Raw genomic sequence first — 24,466 nt, 5'->3', positions numbered from 1 at the left:
CGGTGATGCAGGCCAGCAGCCGCCGCAGGCGCTTCGGGGTGGGCCGATCAGTAGGTTTTGTAGGGCAGGAACTTGCCGCTCATCGTGATCGATACGCGGTCGCCGGCCGGGTTGGGCTCGCGCTGCAGATCCATCTTGAAGTCGATGGCGCTCATGATGCCGTCGCCGAACTCCTCATGGATCAGCTCCTTGAAGGTGGTGCCGTAAACGCTCACCAGCTCGTAGAAGCGGTAGATCAGCGGATCGGTGGGCACACTGGTGGGCAGGCTGCCCTTGTAGGGCACCACCATCAGCCACTTCTTCTCGTCGGCGCTCAGGCCGAAGATCTTGCCGATGATGTCGGCCTGCTTCTTGTCCAGCGTCATCTGGCCCAGGCAGGCGGCCGTGACCCACTCCTTGCTCAGGCCCACCTTGGTGGCCACGTCGGCCCACTGGATGCCCTTGGCCACCTTGGTGGCGATGATCTTCTCGGTGACGTCCAATCGGCTCATGCGGTGTGCTCCTCGTGCGGTGGGGTCGGGGGGGATGAAGGGGAGGCGGTGATGGCGCCAAGGCCCGGGCGCACCTCGGGCGGCCGGGTGGGCGCGCGGCCATGCGACAGGCCGGCGGCGCGCGCCACCAGAAAGTCGACCAGGTGGTTGCGCAGCGGGTAGTAGTGCGCGTGCTTGTGCAGTGTGGCGCGTTGGCGCCCTTCTTCGGGTGATCGCGGCAGCGTGTTGACCACGATCTCGGCCACGCGCGCCTGCGGGCCGTTGCTCATCAGCAGGATGCGGTCGGCCAGCAGGATGGCCTCGTCCACGTCGTGCGTGATCATGAACACCGTCTGCCGCGTCTCGGCGCAGATCCTCAGCAACTCGTCCTGGATGGTGCCGCGGGTCAGTGCATCGAGCGCGCCGAAGGGCTCGTCCAGCAGCAGCATCTTGGGCTGGATGGCAAAGGCCCGCGCAATGCCCACGCGCTGCTTCATGCCGCCCGAGAGCTGGCTGGGCTTCTTGTCGATGGCCGCGCCCAGGCCCACCAGATCGACGTACTTGCGCACCTGGGCATCGACCTCGGCGCGGCCCCATTGCGGCCACTTGCTGCGCACCGCAAAGCCGATGTTCTGGCGCACGCTCAGCCAGGGCATCAGCGCATGGCCCTGGAACACCACGCCGCGGTCGAGGCTGGGGCCGGCCACCTCGCGGCGGTCCATGATCACGGTGCCGGCGCCGGCCTGCTCCAGCCCGGCCAGCACGTTCAGGATGGTGGTCTTGCCGCAGCCCGAGTGGCCGATGATGCAGACGAACTCGCCGCGTGCGATCTCGAAGTTGACCTCGTCGAACACCGGCTCGGCGGCGCCGGGGTAGGTCTTGCCCAGACCTTCCACCTTGAGAAAGTCGTGCCCGCTCATGCTGCACCTCGCATGGCGCTGATCCAGGCCAGCGGTCGCCGTGGAACCGGCTTTGCCGGGCCGCTGGCGACGCCCCCTCGGGGGGAGGCGCCGCAGGCGCTTCGGGGGGGATCAATCCACATAGGTCACGGCCCGTTGCAGGCGCCCGAACAGCGCATCCAGGCCCATGCCCACCACGCCGATCACGCCGATGGCCACGATCATGTTGGGCAGGCTCAGGTTGTTCCACTCGTTCCAAACGAAGTAGCCGATGCCGGTGCCGCCCACCAGCATCTCGGCGGCCACGATCACCAGCCACGCAATGCCCATGCTGATGCGCATGCCGGTCAGGATGGTGGGTGCCGCGGCCGGCAGGATCACCTCGAAGGCGCGGCGCAGCGGTGGCACCTCCAGCGTGCGCGCCACGTTCAGCCAGTCGCGCCGCACGCCGGCCACGCCGAAGGCGGTGTTGATCAGCATCGGCCAGATGCTGCAGATGAAGATCACGAAGATGCCGCTGACGTCGCTGTCCTTGATGGTGTAGAGCGCCAGCGGCATCCAGGCCAGCGGCGAGATGGGCTTGAGCACCTGGATGAACGGGTCGAGTGCACGCCACAGCAGCGGGCTCATGCCGATCACGAAGCCCAGCGGTATGGCCACCAGCGCCGCAATGCCATAGCCCAGCGCCACCCGGCCCAATGAATGCGCCAGCTGCAGGCCCAGGCCCTTGTCGTTGGGGCCGTTGTCGTAGAACGGGCGCGACAGGTTCTCGCGCAGCGCGCCGGCCATCTGGCCCAGCGTGGGAAAGCCGCTCTTGCCGCTGACGGCGCCGCTGCCGCTGCTGGCGGCGGCCAGCGTGGCCGGGTCCTTGCCCATCAGCCTGGCGTATTCGATCTGCTCGGGCGTCAGCGTGGCGGCGGCGGGGGCGGGCAGGGCCGCGGGCTTCAGCGTGGCCAGGTGCCAGATGGCCAGCAGCAGCGCCAGCAGCAGCAGCGACAGCAGCGTGGATTTCAGCCGCTCGGCGCGGGTGGGTGGGGTGTTCATGGTGGTGTGGGGCGTGGGCCGGGACCTCAGTCCCGCCGGGCCGCCCCAGGGGACTGAGCGCCCCAGGGACGCGAAGCGGCCCCGTGCGGTGCCGCGGGGGCAGGCGCGAAGCGACGTGGGGGCGGCATGAGCTCAGGCCGCCTTGCTGATGGCAAAGCCCTTCAGGTAGTCGTCGGGCCTGGCCGGATCGAACTCCTTGCCCAGCACCTTGAACTTTTTGTACGCACCCTCGGGCACCGGCTGGCCAAGCTCCTTCATGTGCTTCTTGGCCTCGGTGATCAGGAACACCTTCTCGGCCACCTGCTTGTAGTTCACCTCGCCCTTCAGGTAGCCCCAGCGCTTCATCTGCGTCAGCATCCACACGGCCATGCTCTGCCAGGGCACGGGGTCGAAATCGGCGCGCTCGGGCACGTTGCGCACATTGCCCAGGCCATCGGCAAACTTGCCGGTCAGCACCTGGGTCAGCACGCCCTCGGGCTGGTTGAGGTACTGCGCGGGGCTGATCACCTTGGCGATCAGCTCGCGGTCCTTGGGCTGGCGTGCCATGGCCGCGGCGGTGAGCACCGCGCGGTACAGCGCGGCAAAGCTGTTGGGGTTGCTCTCGATGAAGGCGGTGGGCACGCCGAAGGCACAGCAGGGGTGGCCGTCCCAGATCTCGCGGCTGAGGATGTGGATGAAACCCACCTCGTCGAACACCGCGCGCTGGTTGAACGGATCGGGGCCGAGAAAGCCGTCGATGTTGCCGGCGCGCAGGTTGGCCACCATCTCGGCCGGCGGCGTCACACGCAGCTGCACGTCGGTGTCGGGGTGGATGCCGTGCTCGGCCAGGTAGTAGCGCAGCAGAAAGTTGTGGATGCTGTGCTCGAACGGGATCGCGAACTTGAAGCCCTTCCAGTTCTTCGGGTCGCGGTTGTTCTTGTGCTTGTTGGCCAGCACGATGGCCTGGCCGTTGATGTTCTGGATCGTGGCCACGTTCATCGGCATCGCCTGGCTGCCCAGGCCCAGGCTGATGGCCAGCGGCATGGGGCTCAGGAAGTGCGTGGCGTCGTACTCGCGGTTCATGATCTTGTCGCGGATCAGCGCCCAGCCGGCGGTCTTCATCAGCGACACCTCCAGCCCCTGCTGGCGGTAGAAGCCCAGCGGGTGGGCCATGATCAGCGGGCTGGCGCAGGTGATGGGGATGAAGCCGATCTTCAGCTCCTTCTTTTCGAGCGGCTTCTTCTCTTGCGCCATGGCCTGCAGGCTGGTCAGCGCGCCGGCCGGCAGCACGCTGGCAATCGCCGCCATGGCGCTGCGCCGGCCCACCGCCCGCAGAAAGGCGCGGCGCACCGGCTCGTGCGGAAACAGCGCCTTCACCAGGCTGGCCTCGATGAAGCGCCGGCCCAGGGCCTCGGGGTCGGTGCTGCCATCGGCGCGCTGCACGCTGGGCGTGGCCGGGCCCGGCTGCTGTGCGGCACGCAGCGCCGCAAGGCCGTTGTGCTGCTGCGGCGCATGGTCGCCACCGCACCCGCAGCGCGCCAGCAGCGGGCGCTCGGCGTCATACGGGTCGTAGGCGTCGTCGTGCGGGGCGGCAGGCAGCGGGGCGGGCAAGTCGGCAGGGCGCATGGCGGGGGCTCCGGTCGGGATGGGCCCGATCTTGAGAGCCGCCCCCGCGGCGGCCAATCACGCTGCCGGCCCTTTTGCCGTGGTGCCGGCGCGGCAGCGTGTAGGGCTGGCACTACAACGCTATCGCCGCGCGCGCGCTGCACCGCGGCGCGCGGCTGGCGCATGCTGGCGTGCATGCCGCCGCGAGTTGCCGCCCCCAAGAGCCTGCCGCCGGCGATGCCGAGGTCTCGGGGCGAGGGCATCGACTGGCGCGCGCAGGAGATGCTGCTGCTGGCCCAGGTGATGCGCCAGGTGGGCCGCGGCGTCGACAGCCGGCCGGTGCTGCGCGAGATGCTGCACCTGATGAGCGAGCTGCTGGGCCTGAACCGCGGCCGCATCGTGCTGGCCGAGGCGGCACCGGCCGCAGGCGGCGCGCCCGCCCCCCGCGGCCCGCAGCCGCCGGCCGGGCGCATTGCCCATGCCTACGGGCTGACGGCGGCCGAGATCACGCGCGGCATGTACGCGCCGGGCGAGGGCGTCACCGGCCGCGTGCTGGCCACCGGCCAGCCGGCCGTGGTGCAGGACGTGGATGCCGAGCCGGCCTTCCTCTTCCGCTGCGTGCCGCGGCACCGCCTGCCGCCCGAGACGGTGGCCTTCATCGCCCTGCCCATCGAGCTGGAGGGCCGCACGCTGGGCGTGCTGGCCTGCCACCGCATCCGCAGCCGCAGCCGGCCGCTGGCCGACGATGTGGCGGTGCTGGGCATCCTGGCCACGCTGGCCGGCCGCCTGCTGCAACTGGAGCGCCTGGTGGCCGAGGCCACACGCGGCCTGCAGCAACGCAACGAGGTGCTTACCCAGGCGCTGCGCGGCAGCGCGGCGCGCTACGGCATCGTGGGCAGCGCGCCGGCACTGCTCAACGCCATCGGCGAGCTCGAACGTGTGTCGGCCGCCCAGGCCACGGTGCTGCTGCTGGGTGAATCGGGCACCGGCAAGGAGCTGTTCGCCCGCGCGCTGCACCTGGCCAGCCCGCGCCGCGACAAGGCCTTTGTGAAGGTGAACTGCGCCGCCATCCCCGACACGCTGTTCGAGAGCGAGCTGTTCGGCCACGAGCGCGGCGCCTTCACCGGCGCGCAGGGCGAGCGCGCCGGCTGGTTCGAGCTGGCGCATGGCGGCACGATCTTTCTTGACGAGATCGGCGAGCTGCCGCTGGCCCTGCAGACCAAGCTGCTGCGCACGCTGCAAGAGGGCACGGTGGTGCGCCTGGGCGGCCAGCGTGAGCGCCGGGTGGATGTGCGCCTGGTGGCCGCCACCCACCGCGACCTGGAGGCCGAGGCCGCGGCCGGGCGCTTCCGGCGCGATCTGTTCTACCGCCTGTTCGTGATCCCGATCCGGCTGCCGGCGCTGCGCGAGCGGCGCGATGACATTGCGCTGCTGGCCGCGCACTTTCTCAACCGCGCCAACCAGGCGCACCAGCGCAACGTGATCCTGGCGCCCGATGCGCTGCAGGCCCTGGCCCGGCACGACTGGCCCGGCAACATCCGCGAGCTGGGCAACCTGATCGAGCGCCTGGTGCTGCTGAGCGAGGTGCCGCAGGTGGATGCGGCCACCGTGGCCCACCTGCTGCGCGGCATGCCCGGGCGGGCCGTGGCCAGTGCCGGCGCACCGGTGCCGGCCGGCCCGGTGGCTGCACCCGCCACCCAGCCGCCCGCCGGCTGGCCCGCGGTGCGCGACTACCGCCGCGCCGAATCGCACCCGCGCGATCAACTGGCCGCCGCGCTGGCCGAGGCCGGCGGCAACCGCACCCGTGCCGCGCAGCGCCTGGGGCTGACGCTGCGGCAGTTCAGCTACCGTTGCGCCAAACACGGATTGTGAGCGGCCAAAATGTCGACAAAGCCGAACACATTGTCGACATTGCGTGCGCCCGCCGCCCGCGCCCGGCCCCGGCTGCAGGCGCCATGGCCGGCCGCTGCCCTGGGTGGCCAGGCCTCGGCCAGCGGCCGCACGGCGCTGGCATGCGCCTTGCCCTGGATCCGCCGGGTCCAGCGTCGGGCCCGCCACCAGGAGTCCGCTGCCATGTCTTCCCCGATCCTGTCCTCCTCGGTCCTGATCTCGCCGGCCGAACTGCAGGCCTTGATGAACGCCGAGCCGGTGGTGCTCATCGACACCCGCGATGCCGACACCTATGCCGCCGGCCACCTGCCCGGCGCGGCCAACCTGCGCGAGATCTTCACCTTTCTGGCCGAGAGCACGGCCGAGGGCCTGCAAGCGCTGCAGAGCCGGTTCACCAGCGCCTTTGGCGCGGTGGGCCTGTCGGGTGCCGAGACCGCGGTGTTCTACGAAGATGCGCTGAACAACGGCTACGGCCAGAGCTGCCGCGGCTACTACCTGCTCACCTGGCTGGGCTACCCGAAGATCAAGGTGCTGGCCGGCGGCTTTCCGGCCTGGCAGAAGGCCGGCCTGCCGGTGAGCACCGAGGCCGTGGCCGCGCCGGCCGCCCAGTTTCCGGCGGCCGCGCTGGCCGACGTGATGCTCACCAAGGACGATGTGCTGGCCGCCCTCGGCAAGCCCGCCATCACGCTGCTGGACGTGCGCGACGTGGACGAGTGGACGGGCGAGAGCTCCAGCCCCTACGGCCGCGACTTCGCGCCGCGCAAGGGCCGGCTGCCGGGCGCCAAGTGGATCGAGTGGTACCGCTTCATGAAGCCCGGCGCCGGCGGCCCGCAGATGAAGAGCCCGCTGGAGGTGCAGGCCGAATGCGCCACCGCCGGCATCAAGCCGAGCGACACCGTGTACCTGTACTGCTTCAAGGGCGCGCGCGCGTCGAACACCTTTCTGGCGCTGAAGCAGGCCGGCTTCTCGGACGTGCGCATGTACTTCGGCTCGTGGAACGAGTGGTCGCGTGACCCCGCGCTGCCGATCGACGACGCGCCGCCGCTGGCGATGGCGGCGTGATCTCCTTCTTCTTTCAACCCACCTGACCCCCTGCTGGAGGAGCTTATGAGCGAAATTGCCGAACCCACCACCGTGAAGACCTGGCTGCGCCCGATCGACCGCGACGGCCTGATGAAGTTTGCCGCCGCTGGCCGAGACAACCCGGCCAAGCGCGGCACCAACAAGGTCCACACCGTCACCGAGGGCCAGTACCGCACGCTCAGCTACGTGGGCGAGCATGCACCGGTGGTGGTGGACGAGCCGCTGCACCTGTTTGGCGAGAACACCGCGCCGGCACCCGGCGAGATCGTGCTGTCGGCATTGGGTGGCTGCCTGGCGGTGGGCATCACCGCGGTGGCCACCTGGAAGCAGGTCAAGCTCAGCAAGCTCGAGCTGTTTCTCGAGGGCGACATCGGCAACCCCGCCGCCTGGGGCGCCGGCGGCGCCGAGATGCTGCCGCCGCAGATGGGCTTCCAGGCCATCCGCGTGAAGGTGGTGCTGGAAGGCGAGGCGCCGCGCGAGGTGCTCGACGAGATCGTGAAGCACGCCAACGCCTACTCGCCGGTGGCCAACTCGATGCGCAACCCGATCGCCTTCGACATCGCGCTGGCCTGAGAGCTTGAGCGTTTTTCTGCTGCGCGGGCACATGGCGGCCCTGCGCTACTCGCCGTACGGGTGTACGGCTGCGTTGCTCGAACCACCCTGAGCCCGCTCGCGACGAAAACCGCTCAAGCTCTGCGCCCCGCGCCTTCAGCAATCCAACGCAACAAGGAGCTTGCCCGTGGCCCTGGCCGACACCCTGGCACCGCCGATCCCGGCGCCACCCGCCGCCGCCGACCGCATGGCCGCGATGCTCGATGCGGTGCGCGCCATCGCCCACGGCCCGCTGGCCGAGCAGGCCGATGTCATCGACCGCGGCCGCTACCCGCGCGAGGTGCTGCAGTCACTCGGCGCGGTGGGCGCCCATGCCGCCCACCTGGGCCCGGGCGATGCGGCGGGCGACTATGCCGCCGCCATCCGCGCCATGGCCGAGGTGTCGGCGGTGTGCGGTGCCACCGGCTTCATGGTGTGGTGCCAGCAGGTGTGCGGGCTGTACCTGCAGCAAAGCGGCAACCCGGCGCTCACCGGCACGGTGCTGGCCGAGCATGCCGCCGGCCGGCGCCTGGGTGGCACCGGCATGAGCAACCCGATGAAGGCCTATGCCGGCATCGAGCCCCTGCTGCTGAAGGCCAGGCCGGTGGACGGCGGCTGGCGCATCAACGGCACGCTGCCGTGGGTGAGCAACCTGGGGCCCGACCACTACTTCGGCACGCTGGCCGCGGTGGAAGGCAGCGGCGAGGAGCTGATGTTCCTGCTGCGCTGCGATGCACCCGGCGTGCAGCTGCGTGAGTGCCCCAGCTTCAGCGCCATGGAGGGCACCGGCACCTGGGCCATCCGCTGCAACGAGCTGTTCATCGGCGATGCCGATCTCATCGCCCGCCCGGCGCGGCCCTGGGTGGGCCGGGTGCGCGCGGGCTTCATCCTGCTGCAGTGCGGCTTCGGCCTGGGCGTGGCGCAGGGCGCCATTGCCTCGATGTGGCGCGTGGAGCCGGCGCTGGGCCATGTGAACCGCTTCCTCGACGACCGCCCCGATGCGCTGCAGGCTGAGCTGGATGCGCTGTGGGCGCGCATCGAGCTGCTGGCGCGCACGCCCTTCGCGCCGGGCAACGAGTTTTTCATCGACGTGCTCGATGCCCGCGCCCATGCCAGCGAGCTGGCGCTGCGCGCCGCGCAATCGGCGCTGATGCATGCCGGCGCGCGTGGCTACCTGCTGTCCAGCGATGTGCAGCGGCGCGTGCGTGAATCGCACTTCGTGGCCATCGTCTCGCCGGCCATCAAGCACCTGCGCAAGGAGATCGCGCGCCTATCGGCACCGGAGCTGCCGGCATGAGCGCAGCGGCCGTGGCGATGGATGCGGCGGCGGCGCTGCCCTGGCGGCGCTTTCTGTGCCGCGTGTGCGGCATCGTCTACGACGAGGCGCTGGGCGACCCCGATGGTGGCCTGGCGCCCGGCACGCGCTTCGAGGCCATTCCCGACGACTGGGCCTGCCCGGTGTGCGGCGTGGGCAAGGCCGAGTTCGAGCCGATCGGTGACGCGCAGCCGGCGGTGGCTGCGGCGTTGGCGTCGGCGCCATCGGTCACCGGGCTGCCGCCCTCACGCCAGCCTGGCGTGGTGATCGTCGGCGCGGGCCGCGCCGGCTGGCAGGTGGTGCAGGCGCTGCGCGAGGCCGGCTGGGCCGGCCCCTTGAGCCTGGTGACGGCCTGCCCCGGCGATGTGTACGACAAGCCGCAGCTCAGCGTGGCCGTGGCGCGCGGGCTCGACCCGCAGGCCCTGGTGCGCGAGCCGGCGGCCGTGGCCGCCGCGCGCTGGCGCGTGCAGCTGATCACCGACGCGGTGGCTGTGGCCATTGATCCGCTGGCGCGGCGCCTGCGCACCACGCGCGGCACGCTGCGCTGGCAGCACCTGGTCTTGGCCCATGGCGCGCAGCCGGCGTTGCCGGCCTGCCTGCCGCCGGGCCGGGTGTGGCGGGTGAACGACTTGCCGGCCTATCAGAAGATGCGTGCGGCCTTGGCGGGCGCGCCGCAGCGCCTGGCCATCGTGGGCGCGGGCCTGGTGGGCTGCGAGCTGGCCAATGATCTGGCGCTGGCCGGCCATGCCGTGAGCCTGCTCGACCAGGCCGCCCGACCGCTGGCGACCCAGGTGGCGGCCGAGGTGTCGCAGCGCCTGCTGGATGCCTGGCAGACGCAGGGCCTGCCAATCTGCTTCGAGGGCGGCGTGGCGGTGGCCGGTGTCGAGCCCGGCCCGCCGGCCGCGGCCGCGCGCTGGCAGCTGCGCCTGGCCGATGGCCGGGTGCTGGCCGTGGACCAGGTGATCGCCGCCACCGGCCTGCGCGCGCCCGACCGGCTGGCGCGCAGCGCCGGCCTGGCCTTCGACGCCGCGGCCGGCGGCATCGTGATCAACCCCGCCACGGCGGCCACCAGCGTGGCCGGCATCCATGCGCTGGGCGATTGCGTGGTGGAGCAGGGCCGCGCCAGCCGCTTCATCGCGCCCATCACGCGCCAGGCGGCGGCCATTGCGGCGGCCATCACCGGCCGGCCCTTGCCGCTGGCTGCGCCGGCCGACGCCGAGTCGCTGCTGCGCATCAAGACCAGCGCCATGCCGATCACGGTGCGCTTGCCCGCCGCGGCCTGAGTGACTCCGGGCCGCCATGTGCCCGCGCAGCAAGAAACCGCTCAAGCGCTCAGGCTGAGCCGGCCTCCTGGCGCACGGCGTACAGCGCCAGTTCCACATCGTTGCGCACGCCGGTTTTCTCGAGGATGCGCGCGCGGTAGGTGCTCACCGTGTTGGGCGAGAGCACCAGCTGCTCGGCGATCTCGCCCACGCTGGCGCCGGTGGCCAGCAGCCGGTAGACCTGGTGCTCGCGGTGCGACAGCAGCTCGTGTGCCGGCCGTTCGCCACCGCCACCGCCACCGCCCAGGGTGTGCGCCAGCTGCTCGGCCACCGCCGGCGTGATGAACAGGCCACCGCCGGCCAGCCTGCGCACCGCGGCCACCATCTGCTCGGCATCGGCGCTCTTGTTCAGGTAGCCGGCCGCGCCCAGCTTCAGGCTGCGCACCGCGTACTGGCGGTCGGGGTAGGTGCTGAGCATCAGCACCGGCAACCTGGGCCACTCGGTCTTGAGCGCCTTCAGGATGTCGAGCCCGTCGCGCTGCGGCATCGCGATGTCCAGCAGCACCACCGGCAGGGCCTGCAGCGGCAGGCCGGCATCGGCCGCCAGCAGCGTGCGCAGCTGGCCGATCAACTCGGGGCCGCTGGCCGCCTCGCCGGCCAGGGCCAGGTCGCCAGCGTCGGCCAGGATCTGCTTGAGGCCCTGGCGCACGATCTGGTGGTCGTCGCAGATCAGCACTCTGATCATGCGCAGTCTCCGCTGCCATCCGGACCATCCGGCCCGTCCGGCGCCAAGGGCAGCACCAGCCGCACCGTGGTGCCGCCGCCCGGCCGGCTCTCGATGCCGATGCGCCCGCCAAAGTGCGCCGCACGCTCGCGCAGGCCCATCACGCCCCAGCTGTCGGGGGCGTTCAGCGCCTCGGGCGCCGCGCCCACGCCGTCGTCGCGCACCTGCAGGTAGAGCACCGGCGCGGGCGGTGCGTCCACGTCGATGCGGATGGTCACGTGGCGTGCGCCGGCATGCCGCGCGATGTTGCTCAGCACCTCCTGGAAGATGCGGAACACCGCAATCGCCAGCCCGCCGCCCGGCGGCGGCACATCGGCGGCGATGACCATGCGGAAGTCGACCTCGCGCTCGTCGGCGCCGGCATCGCGAAACTCCTGCGCCTGCCATTCGAGCGCGGCCCACAGGCCCTGGTGGTCCAGGATGCTGGGGCGCAGGTCGGTGATGATGCGGCCCACCGCGTCCACCGCCGTGTCCACCAGGCTGCCCATGTGGCGGCACTTGGCCTGCAGCGGCGCCTGCTGCTCGGGATGGCCCACGCGGCGGCCCATCCAGGCCAGGTCCATCTTCAGCGCCACCAGCAGGCTGCCCAGCTCGTCGTGGATCTCGCGCGCGATGCGCTTGCGCTCGGTTTCGCGCAGCAGCTCCATGTGCGCGGCCAGTTCGCGCAGCTGCGCGGTGCGCTCGGCCACGCGCTGCTCGAGCTCGTCGCGGCTGCGGCGCAGCAGCTCCTCGGCCTGTTTGCGCGCCGAGATGTCGGTGAAGGTGATCACCGCGCCGGTCACCTGGCCGGCTTCGAGCATGGGATAGCTGGAGTACTCGGCCGGAAAGGCGCTGCCATCGGCGCGCCAGAACACCTCACCGTCGATGCGGCAGGGCTCGCCGCGGCGAAAGGCGTGGTAGATCGGGCAGTCGCACTCGGCATAGTGGCGCTGGTCGGCATGGTGGTGGTGGATCAGCGCATGCATGTTGCGGCCCAGCACCGCTTCGGGGCGCCAGCCCAGCATCTGGCAGGCGGCGCGGTTCACGAAGGTGCAGCAGCCGTGCATGTCGATGCCGTAGATCCCCTCGCCGGTGCTGTCCAGCAGCAGCGAGAGGCGGCGCGAGGCATCGCCGCGCTCGGGCGGGGCGCTGTCGGCGGCAAGGGTGGGGGCAAACTGCACGGCCACGGGGCAGCAAGCACCGTGCCAGTGCGCCGCGCGGGCGTGCGGCCACGCGGCCGGCGCCAGTGCGCGGGCCGTGGCGGGCTCAGCGCCCCTGGTAGCGCGGTTCGCGCTTGTCGAGGAAGGCACGCATGCCTTCCTGGAAATCCTCGCTCTGGCTGCTGAGCACCTGGTTGCGGTCTTCCATCGCGATGGCCGCATCGAAGCTGGGCGCGTCGATGCTGAAGTTCAGGCAGTCCTTGGTGAGCGACAAGCCCATCGGCGTGGTGCGCAGCATGTCGGCCACCAGTGAGCGGGCTTCGGCCTGCAACTCGGGCAGCTCGGCCACTTGGCTCACCAGGCCCAGCGCCAGCGCGCGCTGGGCACCGAGAAAGCGCCCGGTGAGCATCAGCTCAGCCGCCACTGAAGCACCCACCATGCGCGGCAGAAAGTAGCTCACGCCCATGTCGCAGGCGGTGAGGCCGATGCGGATGAAGGCGGCGTTGAAGCGCGCCTCGGGCGTGGCCAGGCGGATGTCACTGGCCAGCGCCAGGCCGAAGCCGCCGCCCGAGGCCGCGCCCTGCACCACGCTGATGATGGGCTGCGGGCAGCGCCGCATGGCCAGCATGATGTCGCGGATGCTGCGCTGGTGCTTCAGCACATCGGCTGCGCCGCGGCGCCCGGCGGGCGCGCGCTCTTTCAGGTCGAGCCCGGCGCAGAAGGCGCGGCCCGCGCCCTGCAGCACCACCACGCGGATCTCGGGCCGCTGGTAGAGCGCCTGCATGTACTCGCGCAGCGCGGTCACCAGGCTCTCGTCCATCGCGTTCAGGCGCTCCGGCCGGTTCATCGTCAGCCAGGCGACCTGGCCTTCCTCGTGGACAAGAAGAACGCTCATTTTGAAGCCTGGGTTCTGGTGCCGATGGATGATCAGAGCGCGCGGGAGATCACTTCCTTCATGATCTCGCTGGTGCCGCCGTAGATGCGCTGCACGCGGGCGTCGGCATACATGCGGGTCACCAGGTACTCGTTCATGAAGCCGTAGCCGCCGTGCAGCTGCAGCAGCTCGTCCAGCACCCGCCCCTGCGTCTCGGCGCCCCACAGCTTGGCCATGCTGGCGGTGGCGGTGTCCAGCGTGCCGGCCACGATCTGCTCCACGCACTTGTCCATGAAGGCGCGGCCCACGGCGATTTGCGTGGCCACCTCGGCCAGCTTGAACTTGGTGTTCTGGAAGTCGGCCACCGTCTGGCCAAAGGCCTTGCGCTCGCGCACATAGGCCAGCGTGGCCTCGTAGGCACCCTCCATGCCGGCCACGGCGCCCACGCCGATGAACAGCCGCTCATACGGCAGGTCGCCCATCAGCTGGAAGAAGCCCTGGCCGGGCTTGCCGCCCAGCAAAGCGTCGTCCGAGAGGCGCACATCGGCAAAAAACAGCTCCGAGGTGTCCTGGCTCTTCATGCCCATCTTGTCGAGCACGCGGCCGACGCGGAAACCCGGCGTGTCGCCCGGGCCACCGGCGTGGCGGCCGGTCTCGACGATCAGGATCGAGGTGCCCTTGGCGCCCAGGGTGGGGTCGGTCTTGCACACCACCAGCACCACGCCGGCCAGGAAGCCGTTGGTGATGAAGGTCTTGCTGCCGTTGAGCAGATAGCCGCCGTCCACCTGGTCGGCGCGGGCGCGGATGCCCTGCAGATCGCTGCCGGCGCCGGGCTCGGTCATGGCGATGGCGCCCACCAGCTCGCCGCGGGCCAGGCGGGGCAGGTACTTCTGCTTCTGGGCCTCGGTGCCGTGGTTCAGAAAGTAGTGGGCCACGATCGAGTGCACCGAGTGAGCCCAGCCGCTGATGCCGCGGCGCGCACATTCTTCGGTGATCGTGGCCTCGTGGCGGAAATCGCCACCGCCGCCGCCGTACTGCTCGGGGATGTCGGTGCACAGCAGGCCCAGCTCGCCGGCCTTGCGCCACACGGCATGGCCCACGTTGCCACGCTGGCGCGCGGCCTCGTCGTCGGGCACCAGCTCGCTGTCGACGAAGCGCGCCGCGGTGTCGCGAAACTGGTCGAGGTCGGGGTCGCTCCAGGAGCGCTTCAGGTCCAGTGCCATGGTGCTTTGGGGTGTTGTGGTTGGGGGTGTTGTGGTTGGGGGTGTTGTGGTGATGTTGTCGGCGGGACTCGGTTCCGCCGGGCCGACCCAAGGAACTGAGCTTCCCCCCACGGTGGGGCCCTAGTTCACGCGACGGTTCTTGCCGGCCCAGTAGGGCTCGCGCAGCGCAAACTTCTGCAGCTTGCCGGCGGCCGACATCGGCATCTCGGTTCGAAACTCCACGCTGCGCGGGCACTTGTAGCCGGCAATCAGGGTCTTGCAGTGGGCGATGACGCTGGCCTCGCTGACATCGCTGCCCTCGCGCCGCACGATCACCGCGTGCACGCGCTCGCCCCATTGCTCGTCGGGCACGCCGATCACGGCGCACTGCTGCACGCCGTCCAGGCTGGCCAGCGCGTTTTCCACCTCGGCCGAGTACACGTTCTCGCCGCCGGTGACGATCATGTCCTTGATGCGGTCCACCACGTAGAGGTAGCCGTCGGCATCGAGCCGGCCGCCGTCGCCGGTGTGCATCCAGCCGCCCTTCAGCGCGGCGGCGGTCTCGGCCGGCTTGTTCCAGTAGCCCTGCATCACCATCGGGCCGCGGGCGCAGATCTCGCCCACCTGGCCGATGGGTACTTCGTTGTCGTCGGGGTCGACGATGCGCACCTCGGCAATCGGCACCGGCCGGCCGGCGGCGCGCAGGCGCGTGGCCTGAAGTTGCGAACCCTCCGGGCCGGGCAGGTGGTCTTTCGGGCTCAGCAGCGTGATGGTGGGCGACAGCTCGGTCATGCCGTAGGCCTGGGCGAAGCCGGCATTGGGCAGCGCGGCCATCGCGGCCTCGAGCAGCGCGGCCTCGATGGGCGCGGCGCCATACAGCACCAGCTGGATGCACGAGAGATCGAACTGCGCAAAGCGCGGGTGCTCGATCAGCCGCCGGATCATCATCGGCACCAGAAACATCTCGGCCGGCCGGTGCTGCTGCACGGCCTGCAGGATGGCCAGCTCGTCGAAGCCCGGCACGATCACCGCGGTGCCCAGGCGCATCATCAGGATGATGCTGAGGCCGCAGCCGGCCACATGGAACATCGGCGAGACCACCAGGCCGCTGGTGAAGGGCGCGCGCGGTATGGCCGCCGAGCCCGACAGCGCGTTCACGAACAGGTTGCCGTGGCTCAGCATCACGCCCTTGGGCCGGCCGGTGGTGCCACCGGTGTACATGATGGCGGCCAGGTCGGCGTCGTGGCGGCAGGCATCGGGCACCGGCGTGGCCGCGGCCATCAGCGCCTCGTAGCTCAGTGCGCCTTCGGGCGTGGGGCCGGTGCCGCAGTGGATCACGGTCGTCAGCGAGCGGCTCTGCGCGCGCAGTGCCGGCACCATGGCGGCAAAAGCATCGTCGACCAGCAGGATGCGGGTGTCGCAGTCGTCGAGCGAGTAGGCCACCTCGGCCGGGCTCCAGCGGATGTTGACCGGGTTCACCGCGCCGCCGGCCCACCAGGTGCCGTAGAAGAACTCGAGGTAGCGGATGCTGTTGAGGCCCAGCATGCCGACGCGGTCACCGGGCTGCACACCCTGGGATTGCAGCGCGCCGGCGAGCCGGGCCACGCGTTCAGCGAGCTGTCTGCGGCTGAGCTGCTCGGTGCCGAAGACGGCGGCAATGTCGTTGGGGCGTTCGCGTACGCCCTTGTGGACGGCTTGGGTCAGGTACATGGTTGTGCCTTTGATTTCAGCGCCAGCTCGCCAATGCGTCTTCCAGCGAGGTGGCCACGGGCGCCGTCGGCGTGGCAGAAGCCGTGCGCGAGAAGCGCGGCGCCGGCGCCGGCTGCACCACCCCACCCACGGTGACAAACGTCTCCCGCGCCCGGTTGTGCGCATGCTGCGGCGCCTCGTCCCAGTCGAGCACCGGGGCAAAGCAGGCGTCGCTGCCTTCGAGCAGCGCGCACCACTCGTCGCGGGTCTTGGTGCGAAACACGTCGGCCAGGCGCAGCTTCAGCAGCGGCCAGCGCGCCGCATCCATCTGGCCGTCGAACATCGGGTCGTCGATGCCGCAGCGCTGGCGCAGCTCAGCATAAAACTGCGGCTCGATGGCGCCCACGGCCACGTACTTGCCATCGGCGCAGGCGTAGGTGTCGTAGAAGTGCGCCCCGCCGTCGAGCATGTTCTCGCCGCGCTGGTTGCTCCAGCGGCCGGCGGCATGAAAGCCGTACATGAAGGCCGACAGCAGCGAGGTGCCGTCGGTCATCGCGGCGTCCACCACCTGGCCCCGGCCGGAGGCGCGGGCCTCGTGCAGCGCGGCCAGCACGCCCACCAGCAGCAGCATGCCGCCGCCGCCGAAATCGCCCACGTAGTTCAGCGGCGGCACCGGCGATTCACCACTGCGGCCGATGGCATGCAGCGCCCCGGTGATGGCGATGTAGTTGATGTCGTGCCCGGCGGCCTGGGCCAGCGGGCCATGCTGTCCCCAGCCGGTCATGCGGCCGAACACCAGCCTGGGGTTGCGCGCGGCGCACACCTCGGGGCCCAGGCCCAGGCGCTCCATCACGCCGGGGCGAAAGCCCTCGATCAGCAGATCGGCCTGGGCCACCAGTTGCAGCAGCGACGCCACCGCCTCGGGCTGGCGCAGATCGAGCGCCAGCTGGCGGCGGCTGCGGGTGGTGATGTCACTGGGCTGCAGCGGTGTGCCCGGGCGCGTGATGCGCAGCACATCGGCGCCCAGATCGGCCAGCACCATGGCCGCAAACGGGCCCGGGCCGATGCCGGCCATCTCGATCACCTTCACCCCGGCCAATGGCCCAGCGGCGGAACCTGCCATCGTGGCTCTCCTGTCAGTCAGTGCCCGATGTTGCAAAAGACCGGCGGCGCCGGCCATCGTCGGAAGAGACGAAGTGACTGTTGACCCAGCGGCCGTCGTGGAACCGGCTTCGCCGGGCCACTGGCGGCGCCCCCTTGAGGGGGAGGCGCCGCAGGCGCTACGGGGGTGGGTCAACGCCCGGTGAACACCGGCGGGCGTTTCTCGGCAAAGGCCTTGGCGGCCTCCTTGAAATCCTGCGTGCACAGGGCCAATACCTGGGCTCGGTTTTCCAGCTCGATGGCGGCATCGAGGCTGGGCGCCTCGAGGTTGGCCCACATCAGCTGCTTGGTGTGGCGCGTGGCATAGGGGCTGTTGCGCAGCACGGCCCGGGCCATGGCCAGGGCCTCGGCCAGCAGCGCGGCGTCGTCCACCACGCGGGCCACCAGGCCGATCTGGCCGGCCTCATCGGCTGGCACCGGGCGGCCGGTGAGCATCAGCTCGAAGGCGCGCGCCGCGCCCACCAGGCGTGGCAGGTGGTAGCTGATGCCACATTCACCCGCCGTCAGGCCGATGCGGATGGCCCCGATGTGGAAGCTGGCCGAGCGCGCCGCGAGGCGGATGTCGCTGGCCAGCGTGAGCGCCAGGCCGGCGCCCACGGCCACGCCGTTGACCGCGGCGATCACCACCTTGTCGAGCGCGCGCACGCGCTTGACCATGCCGGCAAACAGCTCTTGCCCGGCCATGTAGCCGGTCACGTCGTCGCTGCCACCGCTGCCCGAGGCCGAGCCGCTGGTGAGGTCCCAGCCGGCGCAGAAGCCGCGGCCGGCGCCAGTGATGATCAGCACCCGCAGCGTGGAGTCGGCGGCCACGGCATCGAGCCGGGCGCACAGCGCGCGCACGGTGTCGCCGGTCAGCGCATTCAGGCGCGCCGGGCGGTTGAGGGTGAGGATGGCCAGGCCGTCTGGCTGGCGCTCGAACAGCAGGTCGTCGGCGGCGTGGGCCATGCTTGTCTCCGGTGAGGGCCGGGGGGCCCGGCATGTGGAAATGGCAGCGAACGAAGCCCGGGATGTCAGCCCGGCGCCGGGTGGGCCGCCGGCACCATGGCCAGGGCCTGCATGGCCTGGCGTGTGGACTCGTCCAGCGGCGCGGGGCGCTGCGAGACCGGGTCGGTGCACACCAGCACGCTGTCGGCCACGGCCACCAGGTCGTTGGGATCGCGCACCCAGCTGCGCAGGCGGATCGCGCTGCGGCCCAGCTCGGCCACGCCGGCGCCGATCTGCCAGGCACCACCGCCGGCCCAGCCGGGCGCCAGCAGCTGCAGCCGCAGGTGCGCCACCAGAAAGCTCAGCGCCGGCGCGCTGTTGCCCGCGCCCGGCCGGTGTGTGGTGCCGCGGCGCAGCAGGCGCAGCCGGGTGTGCTCCACCAGGCGTGCCAGCGCCAGCTCGCTGAGGCCCTGGTGCGCATCGAGGTCGGCGTAGCGCGTGGTCATGCCATGCCAGTGCGGCGGCGCGTGATCGCGGTCGGCCGGCGCGGCATGGTGGTCGATCACCGCGTCGTGCGCCTGCGCCTGCGTGTGCCCGGCGGGCGGCGGCGGCAGGGCGGCCTGATCGGCCAGGCATTGATTGAGCCGCGCATGAAGCGCGTTGGGCAGCCGGCCGGGCTGGCCGTCCTGCCAGGCCGCCATGCGCGTGGCCGCCAGGCCCACGCAATGGCCCTGCTGGAACAGCGCGGTGGCCAGCTCGAAGCCTTGTGCGTCCACCGCGCGCAGGCGCACGCCGGCCTGCAGCGGCGTGGGGTAGTGCGCCTGGGCCACAAAGTCGGTGGCCACGCTCACCGGGCGCAGCGCCGGCTGGTCGGCGTCCACACCGCTGTGGCCCAGGCAGGCGGCCAGCCAGCGCATGCGGGCTTCGCCATGCAGGCCCATCAGCGCCACATTGTTCAGGTGGCGCAGCGTGTCCACATCCGACCAGCGTGGGGCGATCTCGGTCTGGAACGGGTAGGCCGCCGGATCACGGCGCCAGGCTTCGCGTTTCATGGCGACGAGTGCTGAAGCGACACGATGCGCAAGAGGTGCTGCCCGCTGCTGCCGGCACTGCGCTCGATCTGCAGCGCACGGCGGAAGAAGCGGCCCACTGCCAGCTCTTCGGTCACGCCCATGCCGCCGTGCATCTGCACCGCCTGCTCGCCCACGCGCTGGCAGGCCTTGCCCACCGCCACCTTGGCCGATGACACGGCCAGCGCCCGCGCCTCGGGCGTGAGCGTCGCGTCGGCGATCTGCACGCCCACCGCGGCCACCAGCGCGGCGGCCAGCTCGCGCGCGATGTGCATGTCGGCCAGGCGGTGCTGCAGCACCTGGAACGCGGCCAGCGGCTGGCCGAACTGCTGGCGCTCGCGCAGGTGGCTGCGCGTGGCATCGAACAGGCGCCGCGTGGTGCCCAGGCTTTCGGCGCACAGGGCCAGCGCGGCCTCGTCCAGCGCGCGGGCGATCGCCGGGCCGGCCTGGCCCGCAGGCGCCAGCAGATCGGCCTGGGCCACGGCCACGCCGTCGAAGGCGATTTCGCTGGCCACGCCGCAGTCCAGCGTGCGCGTGTCGCGGCGGCTGATGCCGGCGGCGTTGAGCGGCAGCAGGATCAGGTCGAGGCCCGCCGCATCGCCCGCCTGGCCGGCACGGCGCGCGCTGACGACCAGGTGCGTGGCCCAGGGCGCGGCCACCACCGCCGTCTTGCGGCCATGCAGCAGCCATTCGGCCCGGCCTTCACCGGGCAGCAGCGCCGCCGAGACATCGGCCGGGTCGCCGCGCGCGCCAGGTTCGGCATGGGCCCAGGCCAGCAGGGCGCGGCCGTCGATCAGCTCGGCCAGCACCGCCTGCGCGGTGGCCGTGCCGGCGCGCTGCAGCAGGCCGCCGCCCACCACCGCGCTGCCGATGTAGGGCTCGGCGCTGAGCCATTCGCCCAGGGTCTCGCAGATCGCCAGGTGGTTGCGCCAGGCCTCGGCGGCATCGGCGGCCAGGCCGCCAGCGCCTTCTGTGAAGCCGGCACCCAGCAGGCCCAGATCGCTGGCCAGGCCGGCCCAGGCGGGGCCGGCCGGCGGCGCATCGGCGCGGGCGTGGTGGTTCAGGTCGATGCGGTCGGCCAGCCAGCGCGCCAGGCTGTCGCGCAGGGCGTCGGTGGCGTCGTCTCGTGGGGCAGTCATGTGGGTCGTCCGGTTGGCAAAGCAGCACAGGGGCGGCAGGGCAGGGCGGCAAGCCAGCGACCGCCGCGGAACCGGCTTGGACGGGCCGCTGGCGGTGCCCCCTGGGGTGAGGCGCCGAAGGCGCTTCGGGGGGCGCTCATCCCGCCAGCAGGTGAGCGGCGATGATGTTGCGCTGCACTTCGTTGGTGCCGGCGTAGATCGAGGCCGCGCGGTCGTTGAGGTAGGACGAGATGGCGAACAGGCCGTCTTCGCTGAGCGCCAGCGCATGTGCGCCGGCCTGGTGCAGCGGGGCGTGCGGCACGGCAGCGTTGCCGGCAATGCGCACATGCAGGGCGGTGAGGGCCTGCTTCAGTTCGGTGCCCAGCAGCTTGCCCATCGAGGGCGAGATGCCGCGCTCGGCCCCCGCGGCCTGGGCGCGCAGCGTGCGCAGCTCGAGCGCCTGCAGCGCATCGAGCTGGCAGTGCAGATCGGCCAGTTCGAGCCGCAGCTGCTGCGCTTCAGGCGCGGCCGCCCGGTGGCCGCTGAAGGCGGCATCCAGGGCCTGCGCCACGCGGCGCCAGCGGCCGCGCAGGCTGGGCGAGTAGGCGCCGCCACGCTCGTGCTGCAGCAGATACTTGGCGATGGTCCAGCCCTGGTTCTCCTGGCCGATCAGGCTGTCCAGCGGCACGCGCACGTTGTCGAAGAACACCTGGTTCAGCTCGTGGTCACCCGACAGGCTGTGGATCGGCCGGATGGTGATGCCCGGCGTGGCGATGTCAAAGCACAGAAAGCTGATGCCGGTCTGCGGCTTTCCGGCGCTGGAAGTGCGCACCAGGCAGAACATGCGGTTGGCAAACTGCGCATGCGTGGTCCAGATCTTGGTGCCGTCGATCACCCAGTGGTCGCCATCGCGCCGGGCCTTGCACTGCAGGCTGGCCAGATCGGAGCCCGAGCCCGGCTCGCTGTAGCCCTGGCACCAGTAGTCGCTGCCATCGCGGATGCCCGGCAGCCAGCGCTGCTGCTGCGCGGGTGTGCCGAAGGCGATGAGCACCGGCGCCACCATGCCGGGGCCCATGGGCGCGCGCGGCGGTGCGTCGGCGGCGGCCAGCTCGGCGGCAAACAGGTAGTGCTGCATCGGTGTCCAGTCGCAGCCGCCAAAGGCCACCGGCCACTGCGGCACGCTCCAGCCCCGGCCGGCCAGCACGCGGTGCCAGTCATTGCCCTGCGGGTACTCGGCAAAGATGCCCGAGCAGCGCCGGCCGGCCTCGCGCAGTGCGGGCGTGAGGTGCTCGGCCAGAAAGGCGCGCACCTCGTCGCGGAAGGCCTGTTCTTCGGGCGTCAGCAGATCCTGCATGGGCTGGATGCTCCTGTGAGTCAGATCGTCGGCAGCACGTGCTGCTTGAACTGCTCGCGCAGCCGGGTCTTGAGGATCTTGCCGGTGGCGGTGTGCGGCAGCTCGGCCACGAAGGCCACGTCGTCGGGCAGCCACCACTTGGCCACGCGCGCGCCCAGGTGCTCCAGCATCTGCTCGCGCGTCACGTCCTGCCCTGCGCGCTTCACCACCACCAGCAGCGGCCGCTCCTGCCACTTGGGGTGGGCAATGCCGATCACCGCGGCCTCGGCCACGGCGGGGTGGCTCATCGCGGCGTTCTCGAGGTCGATCGAGCTGATCCACTCGCCGCCGCTCTTGATCACGTCCTTGGCACGGTCCACCAGCTGCAGAAAGCCGTCGGGGTCGATGGTGGCCACATCGCCGGTGGGAAAGTAGCCCTCGGCATCGAGCACCGGGCCGCCCTCGCTCTTGAAGTAGCCGCTGGTGATCCAGGGGCCGCGCACATGCAGGTGGCCATAGGCCACGCCGTCCCAGGGCAGGGCCTGGCCGGCTTCGTCGACGATCTTCAGATCGACCCCCCACACGCCGCGGCCCTGCTTGAGCTTGATCTTCACCAGCTCTTCTTCGGGCAGCGCGGCATGCTTCTTGAGCAGCTTGCTGATCACGCCGATGGGGCTGGTTTCGGTCATGCCCCAGCCCTGCACCACCTCGGCGCCGAACTGGGTTTCAAAGCGCTCGAGCATGGCGCGCGACACGGCGGCGCCGCCGATGCCCACGCGCTTGAGGCCCAGCTCGCGCGGGTCGAGGCCGGGGTTCGCATCCACGTAGCCAAACAGCATCATCCACACCGTGGGCACGCCCTGCGAGAAGGTGACGCGCTCGTCGCGCATCAGCGCATACACGCTGGCGCCATCCAGGTGCGGCCCGGGCAGCACGAGCTTGGTGCCCACCATGGCCGCCGCGTAGGGCGTGCCCCAGGCATTGGCATGGAACATCGGCACGATCAGCATGATGGTCTCTTCGCTGCTGACGCCAAAGGTGTCGGGCGCCAGCTCCATCAGCGTGTGCAGCATCGTCGAGCGGTGGCTGTACAGCACACCCTTGGGGTTGCCGGTGGTGCCCGAGGTGTAGCAAAGGCTGCTGGCCGTGCGCTCGTCAAATTCGGGCCAGGTGTAGTGCGTGCTCTGCGCGCCGATCAGCTCGTCCCAGCACAGCAAGTTGGGCACCTCGATGGCCGGCATGTGGGCGCGGTCGGTCATCGCGATGAAGTGCTTCACCGTCTTGAGCAGCGGGGCGATCTTCTCGACCAGTGGCGCAAACGTGATGTCGAAGAACAGCAGCTGGTCTTCGGCATGGTTGACGATGTAGTCGATCTGTTCCGGAAACAGCCGCGGGTTGACCGTGTGCAGCACCGCGCCGGAGCCCGACACGCCGAAGTACAGCGCCAGGTGGCGGTACGAGTTCCAGGCCAGCGTGCCCACGCGGTCACCGCTCTGGATGCCCAGGCCCTGCAGCGCATGGGCCACCTGCTTGGCCGTGTCGCGCACGCCGCGCCAGGTGCTGCGGTGCACCTGGCCTTCGGGCAGGCGGCTGACGATCTCTGTTGTCGGGTGGAAGGTGGCCGCGTGCTCGATCAGCGACGAGATCAGCAGCGGACGGTCTTGCATCAGGCCCAGCATGGGGGTGTCTCCGGGTGGGGGTGTTGTGCAGGCCGGCAGGGCGGGCCGCGGCGGGTGCGCCGGGGGCCGGCTTCAGCCCGGCAGCACCTTGCCGATGGGCTCGTAGCGGCTGCCGTTGAAGCGGATCAGCTGGATGCGGCTGACCGGGTAGAAGTCTTCCGGCGTGGTCTTGACCTCGATGCCGGGGTAGAGCATGGGCAGCGTCAGGCTCAGGTTGGCGGCCTGCTTCATCAGGTTCTCGTGCGTGAGGTTGTCGCCGCACTGCCTGAGCGTGTGCACCATGGTCTGCGACAGCGAGTAGCCGATGACGTTGAGCGTGTCGTTGGGGTCGCCGGCCGGGTAGTACTGCTTCATGAAGGCCAGGTAGTCGGCCAGTTCCTTGGTGCCGGCGTGGGCCGGGTCGGACGGGTCGCGCAGATAGGCCGAGCTGATGACGCCGGTGGCGTTGTCAAAGCCCGCGGGCTTGAGCACCGCGGCCGCCGACTGCGACACGCTGGCCAGGTAGTGCGTGGGCTTCCAGCCCAGCTCGGCCACCTTGCGGATGGCCTGGGCCGCGAACTTGGGCGTGGTGATGTCGAAGAACACGTCGGCGCCGCTGGCCTTCAGGCTGAGCAGCTGGCTGTCAATGGTGGGGTCGCTGGTCTCGTAGGTGAGGCTGGCCACCACCATGGTCTTGGCCTTGTCGCCCAGCACCTCCATGAAGCCGCGCAGGTAGTCTTTGCCGAAGTCGTCGTTCTGCATCAGGATGGCGATCCTGGCGTTGGGCTTGGTCTCCAGGATCTGGCGGGCGTAGGCGCGGCCCTCGGCCGTGTAGGTGGGCTGCCAGCCGATGGTCCAAGGAAACTCCTTGGGGTTGCCCCAGCGCGAGGCGCCGGTGGCCAGAAACAGGTGCGGCACCTTCTTGGCGTTCATGTACTTCTGGATGGCGGCGTTCTGGGCCGTGCCCAGCGGCGCGAACATGGCCAGCACCTCTTCTTCTTCCACCAGCTTGCGTGTCACCTCCACGGTCTTGGCCGGGTTGTAGGCGTCGTCCAGCGAGATGACCTTGACCTTGCGGCCGTTCACACCGCCTTCGGCATTGACCTTGGTGAAGTAGGCGCTGATGGTCTTGCCGATGGTGCCGTAGGCCGACACGGGGCCCGAGTACGGCACGATGTGACCGAGCTTGATCTCGGTGTCGGTGGCGCCGGTGGAGTACTTCTTCTGGGCCTGCGCCGGCAGGGCAGCAGCCAGGGCGGAGGCGGCGGCCACGGCGGCGATCAGGTGGCGGCGCGACAGGGGGGCAGACATTCGGTTCTCCAGACGGCGGACGTTGGGTTCAACGGGGGGAGGAAAGAGCGCCGGCCGAAGTGCGG

Annotated in this window: 21 protein-coding genes; 5 read left to right on the top strand and 16 right to left on the bottom strand. The window is 70.8% G+C overall.

Annotated elements, in window-relative coordinates; translation table 11 throughout:
- Window positions 1-47 precede the first annotated feature (47 nt).
- The 4 genes from cynS to N4G63_RS19035 form a co-directional block, all read right to left on the bottom strand.
- Window positions 48-491 carry a cyanase gene (gene cynS / locus N4G63_RS19050; RefSeq protein ID WP_260787283.1) on the bottom strand — a complete coding sequence of 148 codons (444 nt, stop codon included), beginning with the start codon at window positions 489-491 and terminating at the stop codon, window positions 48-50.
- Window positions 488-1,390: an ABC transporter ATP-binding protein gene (locus N4G63_RS19045; protein ID WP_314600065.1), complete on the bottom strand. Its 903-nt coding sequence runs from the start codon at window positions 1,388-1,390 to the stop codon at window positions 488-490. The genes cynS and N4G63_RS19045 overlap by 4 nt, the downstream gene beginning before the upstream one ends.
- 111 nt (window positions 1,391-1,501) lie before the next feature.
- The gene (gene ntrB / locus N4G63_RS19040; RefSeq protein WP_314600064.1) at window positions 1,502-2,413 is read right to left on the bottom strand and encodes a nitrate ABC transporter permease; all 912 of its coding nucleotides are present in this window, start codon (window positions 2,411-2,413) and stop codon (window positions 1,502-1,504) included.
- Window positions 2,414-2,545: 132 nt separating this feature from the next.
- Entirely contained in the window at window positions 2,546-4,018 is a 1,473-nt protein-coding gene (locus tag N4G63_RS19035) for a CmpA/NrtA family ABC transporter substrate-binding protein (RefSeq protein WP_260787284.1), read from the bottom strand.
- A 216-nt stretch (window positions 4,019-4,234) separates the two neighbouring features.
- Here N4G63_RS19035 and N4G63_RS19030 point away from each other — a divergent pair, with 216 nt between their 5' ends.
- The 5 genes from N4G63_RS19030 (at window position 4,235) to N4G63_RS19010 (ending at window position 10,159) form a co-directional block, all read left to right on the top strand.
- Window positions 4,235-5,869: a sigma 54-interacting transcriptional regulator gene (locus N4G63_RS19030; RefSeq protein ID WP_314600063.1), complete on the top strand. Its 1,635-nt coding sequence runs from the start codon at window positions 4,235-4,237 to the stop codon at window positions 5,867-5,869.
- A 201-nt stretch (window positions 5,870-6,070) separates the two neighbouring features.
- Window positions 6,071-6,949 carry a sulfurtransferase gene (locus tag N4G63_RS19025; RefSeq protein WP_260787287.1) on the top strand — a complete coding sequence of 293 codons (879 nt, stop codon included), beginning with the start codon at window positions 6,071-6,073 and terminating at the stop codon, window positions 6,947-6,949.
- A 45-nt stretch (window positions 6,950-6,994) separates the two neighbouring features.
- Window positions 6,995-7,543, top strand: coding sequence for an OsmC family protein (locus N4G63_RS19020; protein WP_314600062.1), 549 nt, complete (start codon window positions 6,995-6,997; stop codon window positions 7,541-7,543).
- A gap of 166 nt (window positions 7,544-7,709) precedes the next feature.
- Entirely contained in the window at window positions 7,710-8,858 is a 1,149-nt protein-coding gene (locus N4G63_RS19015) for an acyl-CoA dehydrogenase family protein (RefSeq protein ID WP_443112069.1), read from the top strand.
- Window positions 8,855-10,159, top strand: coding sequence for an FAD-dependent oxidoreductase (locus tag N4G63_RS19010; protein WP_314600061.1), 1,305 nt, complete (start codon window positions 8,855-8,857; stop codon window positions 10,157-10,159). The genes N4G63_RS19015 and N4G63_RS19010 overlap by 4 nt, the downstream gene beginning before the upstream one ends.
- A gap of 49 nt (window positions 10,160-10,208) precedes the next feature.
- Here the strand turns inward: N4G63_RS19010 and N4G63_RS19005 are convergent, their stop codons facing one another.
- The 12 genes from N4G63_RS19005 to N4G63_RS18950 all read right to left on the bottom strand — a co-directional run bounded on the left by N4G63_RS19005 (window position 10,209) and on the right by N4G63_RS18950 (window position 24,401).
- Window positions 10,209-10,883 carry a response regulator gene (locus tag N4G63_RS19005; protein ID WP_260787677.1) on the bottom strand — a complete coding sequence of 225 codons (675 nt, stop codon included), beginning with the start codon at window positions 10,881-10,883 and terminating at the stop codon, window positions 10,209-10,211.
- Window positions 10,880-12,082: a PAS domain-containing sensor histidine kinase gene (locus tag N4G63_RS19000; protein WP_314600060.1), complete on the bottom strand. Its 1,203-nt coding sequence runs from the start codon at window positions 12,080-12,082 to the stop codon at window positions 10,880-10,882. Before N4G63_RS19000 ends, N4G63_RS19005 begins: the two co-directional genes overlap by 4 nt.
- An 85-nt stretch (window positions 12,083-12,167) precedes the next feature.
- Window positions 12,168-12,956, bottom strand: coding sequence for an enoyl-CoA hydratase/isomerase family protein (locus N4G63_RS18995; RefSeq protein WP_260787289.1), 789 nt, complete (start codon window positions 12,954-12,956; stop codon window positions 12,168-12,170).
- Between the two features lie 32 nt (window positions 12,957-12,988).
- On the bottom strand, window positions 12,989-14,158 hold the full coding sequence (locus tag N4G63_RS18990) for an acyl-CoA dehydrogenase family protein (protein ID WP_260787290.1): 1,170 nt from the start codon (window positions 14,156-14,158) through the stop codon (window positions 12,989-12,991).
- Window positions 14,159-14,278: 120 nt separating this feature from the next.
- Window positions 14,279-15,847 carry a long-chain-fatty-acid--CoA ligase gene (locus tag N4G63_RS18985; RefSeq protein ID WP_260787291.1) on the bottom strand — a complete coding sequence of 523 codons (1,569 nt, stop codon included), beginning with the start codon at window positions 15,845-15,847 and terminating at the stop codon, window positions 14,279-14,281.
- 16 nt (window positions 15,848-15,863) lie between these two features.
- A complete protein-coding gene (locus N4G63_RS18980; RefSeq protein WP_260787292.1) occupies window positions 15,864-16,949 on the bottom strand; it encodes a CaiB/BaiF CoA transferase family protein in 1,086 nt (361 codons plus the stop codon).
- 170 nt (window positions 16,950-17,119) lie between these two features.
- Window positions 17,120-17,932, bottom strand: a complete 813-nt coding sequence (locus N4G63_RS18975; protein ID WP_314600059.1) for an enoyl-CoA hydratase/isomerase family protein — start codon at window positions 17,930-17,932, stop codon at window positions 17,120-17,122.
- Between the two features lie 65 nt (window positions 17,933-17,997).
- Entirely contained in the window at window positions 17,998-18,963 is a 966-nt protein-coding gene (locus N4G63_RS18970; protein ID WP_260787294.1) for an acyl-CoA thioesterase, read from the bottom strand.
- Entirely contained in the window at window positions 18,960-20,120 is a 1,161-nt protein-coding gene (locus N4G63_RS18965) for an acyl-CoA dehydrogenase family protein (protein WP_260787295.1), read from the bottom strand. Before N4G63_RS18965 ends, N4G63_RS18970 begins: the two co-directional genes overlap by 4 nt.
- Before the next feature lie 136 nt (window positions 20,121-20,256).
- Window positions 20,257-21,453, bottom strand: a complete 1,197-nt coding sequence (locus N4G63_RS18960) for an acyl-CoA dehydrogenase family protein (protein WP_260787296.1) — start codon at window positions 21,451-21,453, stop codon at window positions 20,257-20,259.
- 20 nt (window positions 21,454-21,473) lie between these two features.
- Window positions 21,474-23,111 (bottom strand): 3-(methylthio)propionyl-CoA ligase, encoded by a 1,638-nt coding sequence (locus tag N4G63_RS18955; RefSeq protein ID WP_260787297.1) that lies wholly within the window; start codon window positions 23,109-23,111, stop codon window positions 21,474-21,476.
- A gap of 72 nt (window positions 23,112-23,183) precedes the next feature.
- A complete protein-coding gene (locus N4G63_RS18950; protein ID WP_260787298.1) occupies window positions 23,184-24,401 on the bottom strand; it encodes an ABC transporter substrate-binding protein in 1,218 nt (405 codons plus the stop codon).
- Window positions 24,402-24,466 lie beyond the last annotated feature (65 nt).

This window comes from Aquabacterium sp. OR-4 (assembly GCF_025290835.2).
Taxonomy (GTDB): Bacteria; Pseudomonadota; Gammaproteobacteria; order Burkholderiales; family Burkholderiaceae_C; genus Pseudaquabacterium.
Note: the sequence above shows the minus strand (reverse complement) of the source record. Positions and strands in the feature narration are given on the sequence as shown.

What these genes read in the sequence shown, in the direction of transcription:
- N4G63_RS18985 (WP_260787291.1), bottom strand. Translation starts at nt 15,847, where the DNA reads ATGTACCTGACCCAAGCCGTCCACAAGGGCGTACGCGAACGCCCCAAC.
- N4G63_RS18950 (WP_260787298.1), bottom strand. Translation starts at nt 24,401, where the DNA reads ATGTCTGCCCCCCTGTCGCGCCGCCACCTGATCGCCGCCGTGGCCGCC.
- N4G63_RS19045 (WP_314600065.1), bottom strand. Translation starts at nt 1,390, where the DNA reads ATGAGCGGGCACGACTTTCTCAAGGTGGAAGGTCTGGGCAAGACCTAC.
- N4G63_RS19020 (WP_314600062.1), top strand. Translation starts at nt 6,995, where the DNA reads ATGAGCGAAATTGCCGAACCCACCACCGTGAAGACCTGGCTGCGCCCG.
- N4G63_RS18955 (WP_260787297.1), bottom strand. Translation starts at nt 23,111, where the DNA reads ATGCTGGGCCTGATGCAAGACCGTCCGCTGCTGATCTCGTCGCTGATC.
- N4G63_RS18965 (WP_260787295.1), bottom strand. Translation starts at nt 20,120, where the DNA reads ATGACTGCCCCACGAGACGACGCCACCGACGCCCTGCGCGACAGCCTG.
- N4G63_RS19030 (WP_314600063.1), top strand. Translation starts at nt 4,235, where the DNA reads ATGCCGAGGTCTCGGGGCGAGGGCATCGACTGGCGCGCGCAGGAGATG.
- N4G63_RS18960 (WP_260787296.1), bottom strand. Translation starts at nt 21,453, where the DNA reads ATGCAGGATCTGCTGACGCCCGAAGAACAGGCCTTCCGCGACGAGGTG.
- cynS (WP_260787283.1), bottom strand. Translation starts at nt 491, where the DNA reads ATGAGCCGATTGGACGTCACCGAGAAGATCATCGCCACCAAGGTGGCC.
- N4G63_RS19005 (WP_260787677.1), bottom strand. Translation starts at nt 10,883, where the DNA reads ATGATCAGAGTGCTGATCTGCGACGACCACCAGATCGTGCGCCAGGGC.
- N4G63_RS18970 (WP_260787294.1), bottom strand. Translation starts at nt 18,963, where the DNA reads ATGAAACGCGAAGCCTGGCGCCGTGATCCGGCGGCCTACCCGTTCCAG.
- N4G63_RS18980 (WP_260787292.1), bottom strand. Translation starts at nt 16,949, where the DNA reads ATGGCAGGTTCCGCCGCTGGGCCATTGGCCGGGGTGAAGGTGATCGAG.
- N4G63_RS19025 (WP_260787287.1), top strand. Translation starts at nt 6,071, where the DNA reads ATGTCTTCCCCGATCCTGTCCTCCTCGGTCCTGATCTCGCCGGCCGAA.
- N4G63_RS19035 (WP_260787284.1), bottom strand. Translation starts at nt 4,018, where the DNA reads ATGCGCCCTGCCGACTTGCCCGCCCCGCTGCCTGCCGCCCCGCACGAC.
- ntrB (WP_314600064.1), bottom strand. Translation starts at nt 2,413, where the DNA reads ATGAACACCCCACCCACCCGCGCCGAGCGGCTGAAATCCACGCTGCTG.
- N4G63_RS19010 (WP_314600061.1), top strand. Translation starts at nt 8,855, where the DNA reads ATGAGCGCAGCGGCCGTGGCGATGGATGCGGCGGCGGCGCTGCCCTGG.
- N4G63_RS18975 (WP_314600059.1), bottom strand. Translation starts at nt 17,932, where the DNA reads ATGGCCCACGCCGCCGACGACCTGCTGTTCGAGCGCCAGCCAGACGGC.
- N4G63_RS18990 (WP_260787290.1), bottom strand. Translation starts at nt 14,158, where the DNA reads ATGGCACTGGACCTGAAGCGCTCCTGGAGCGACCCCGACCTCGACCAG.
- N4G63_RS18995 (WP_260787289.1), bottom strand. Translation starts at nt 12,956, where the DNA reads ATGAGCGTTCTTCTTGTCCACGAGGAAGGCCAGGTCGCCTGGCTGACG.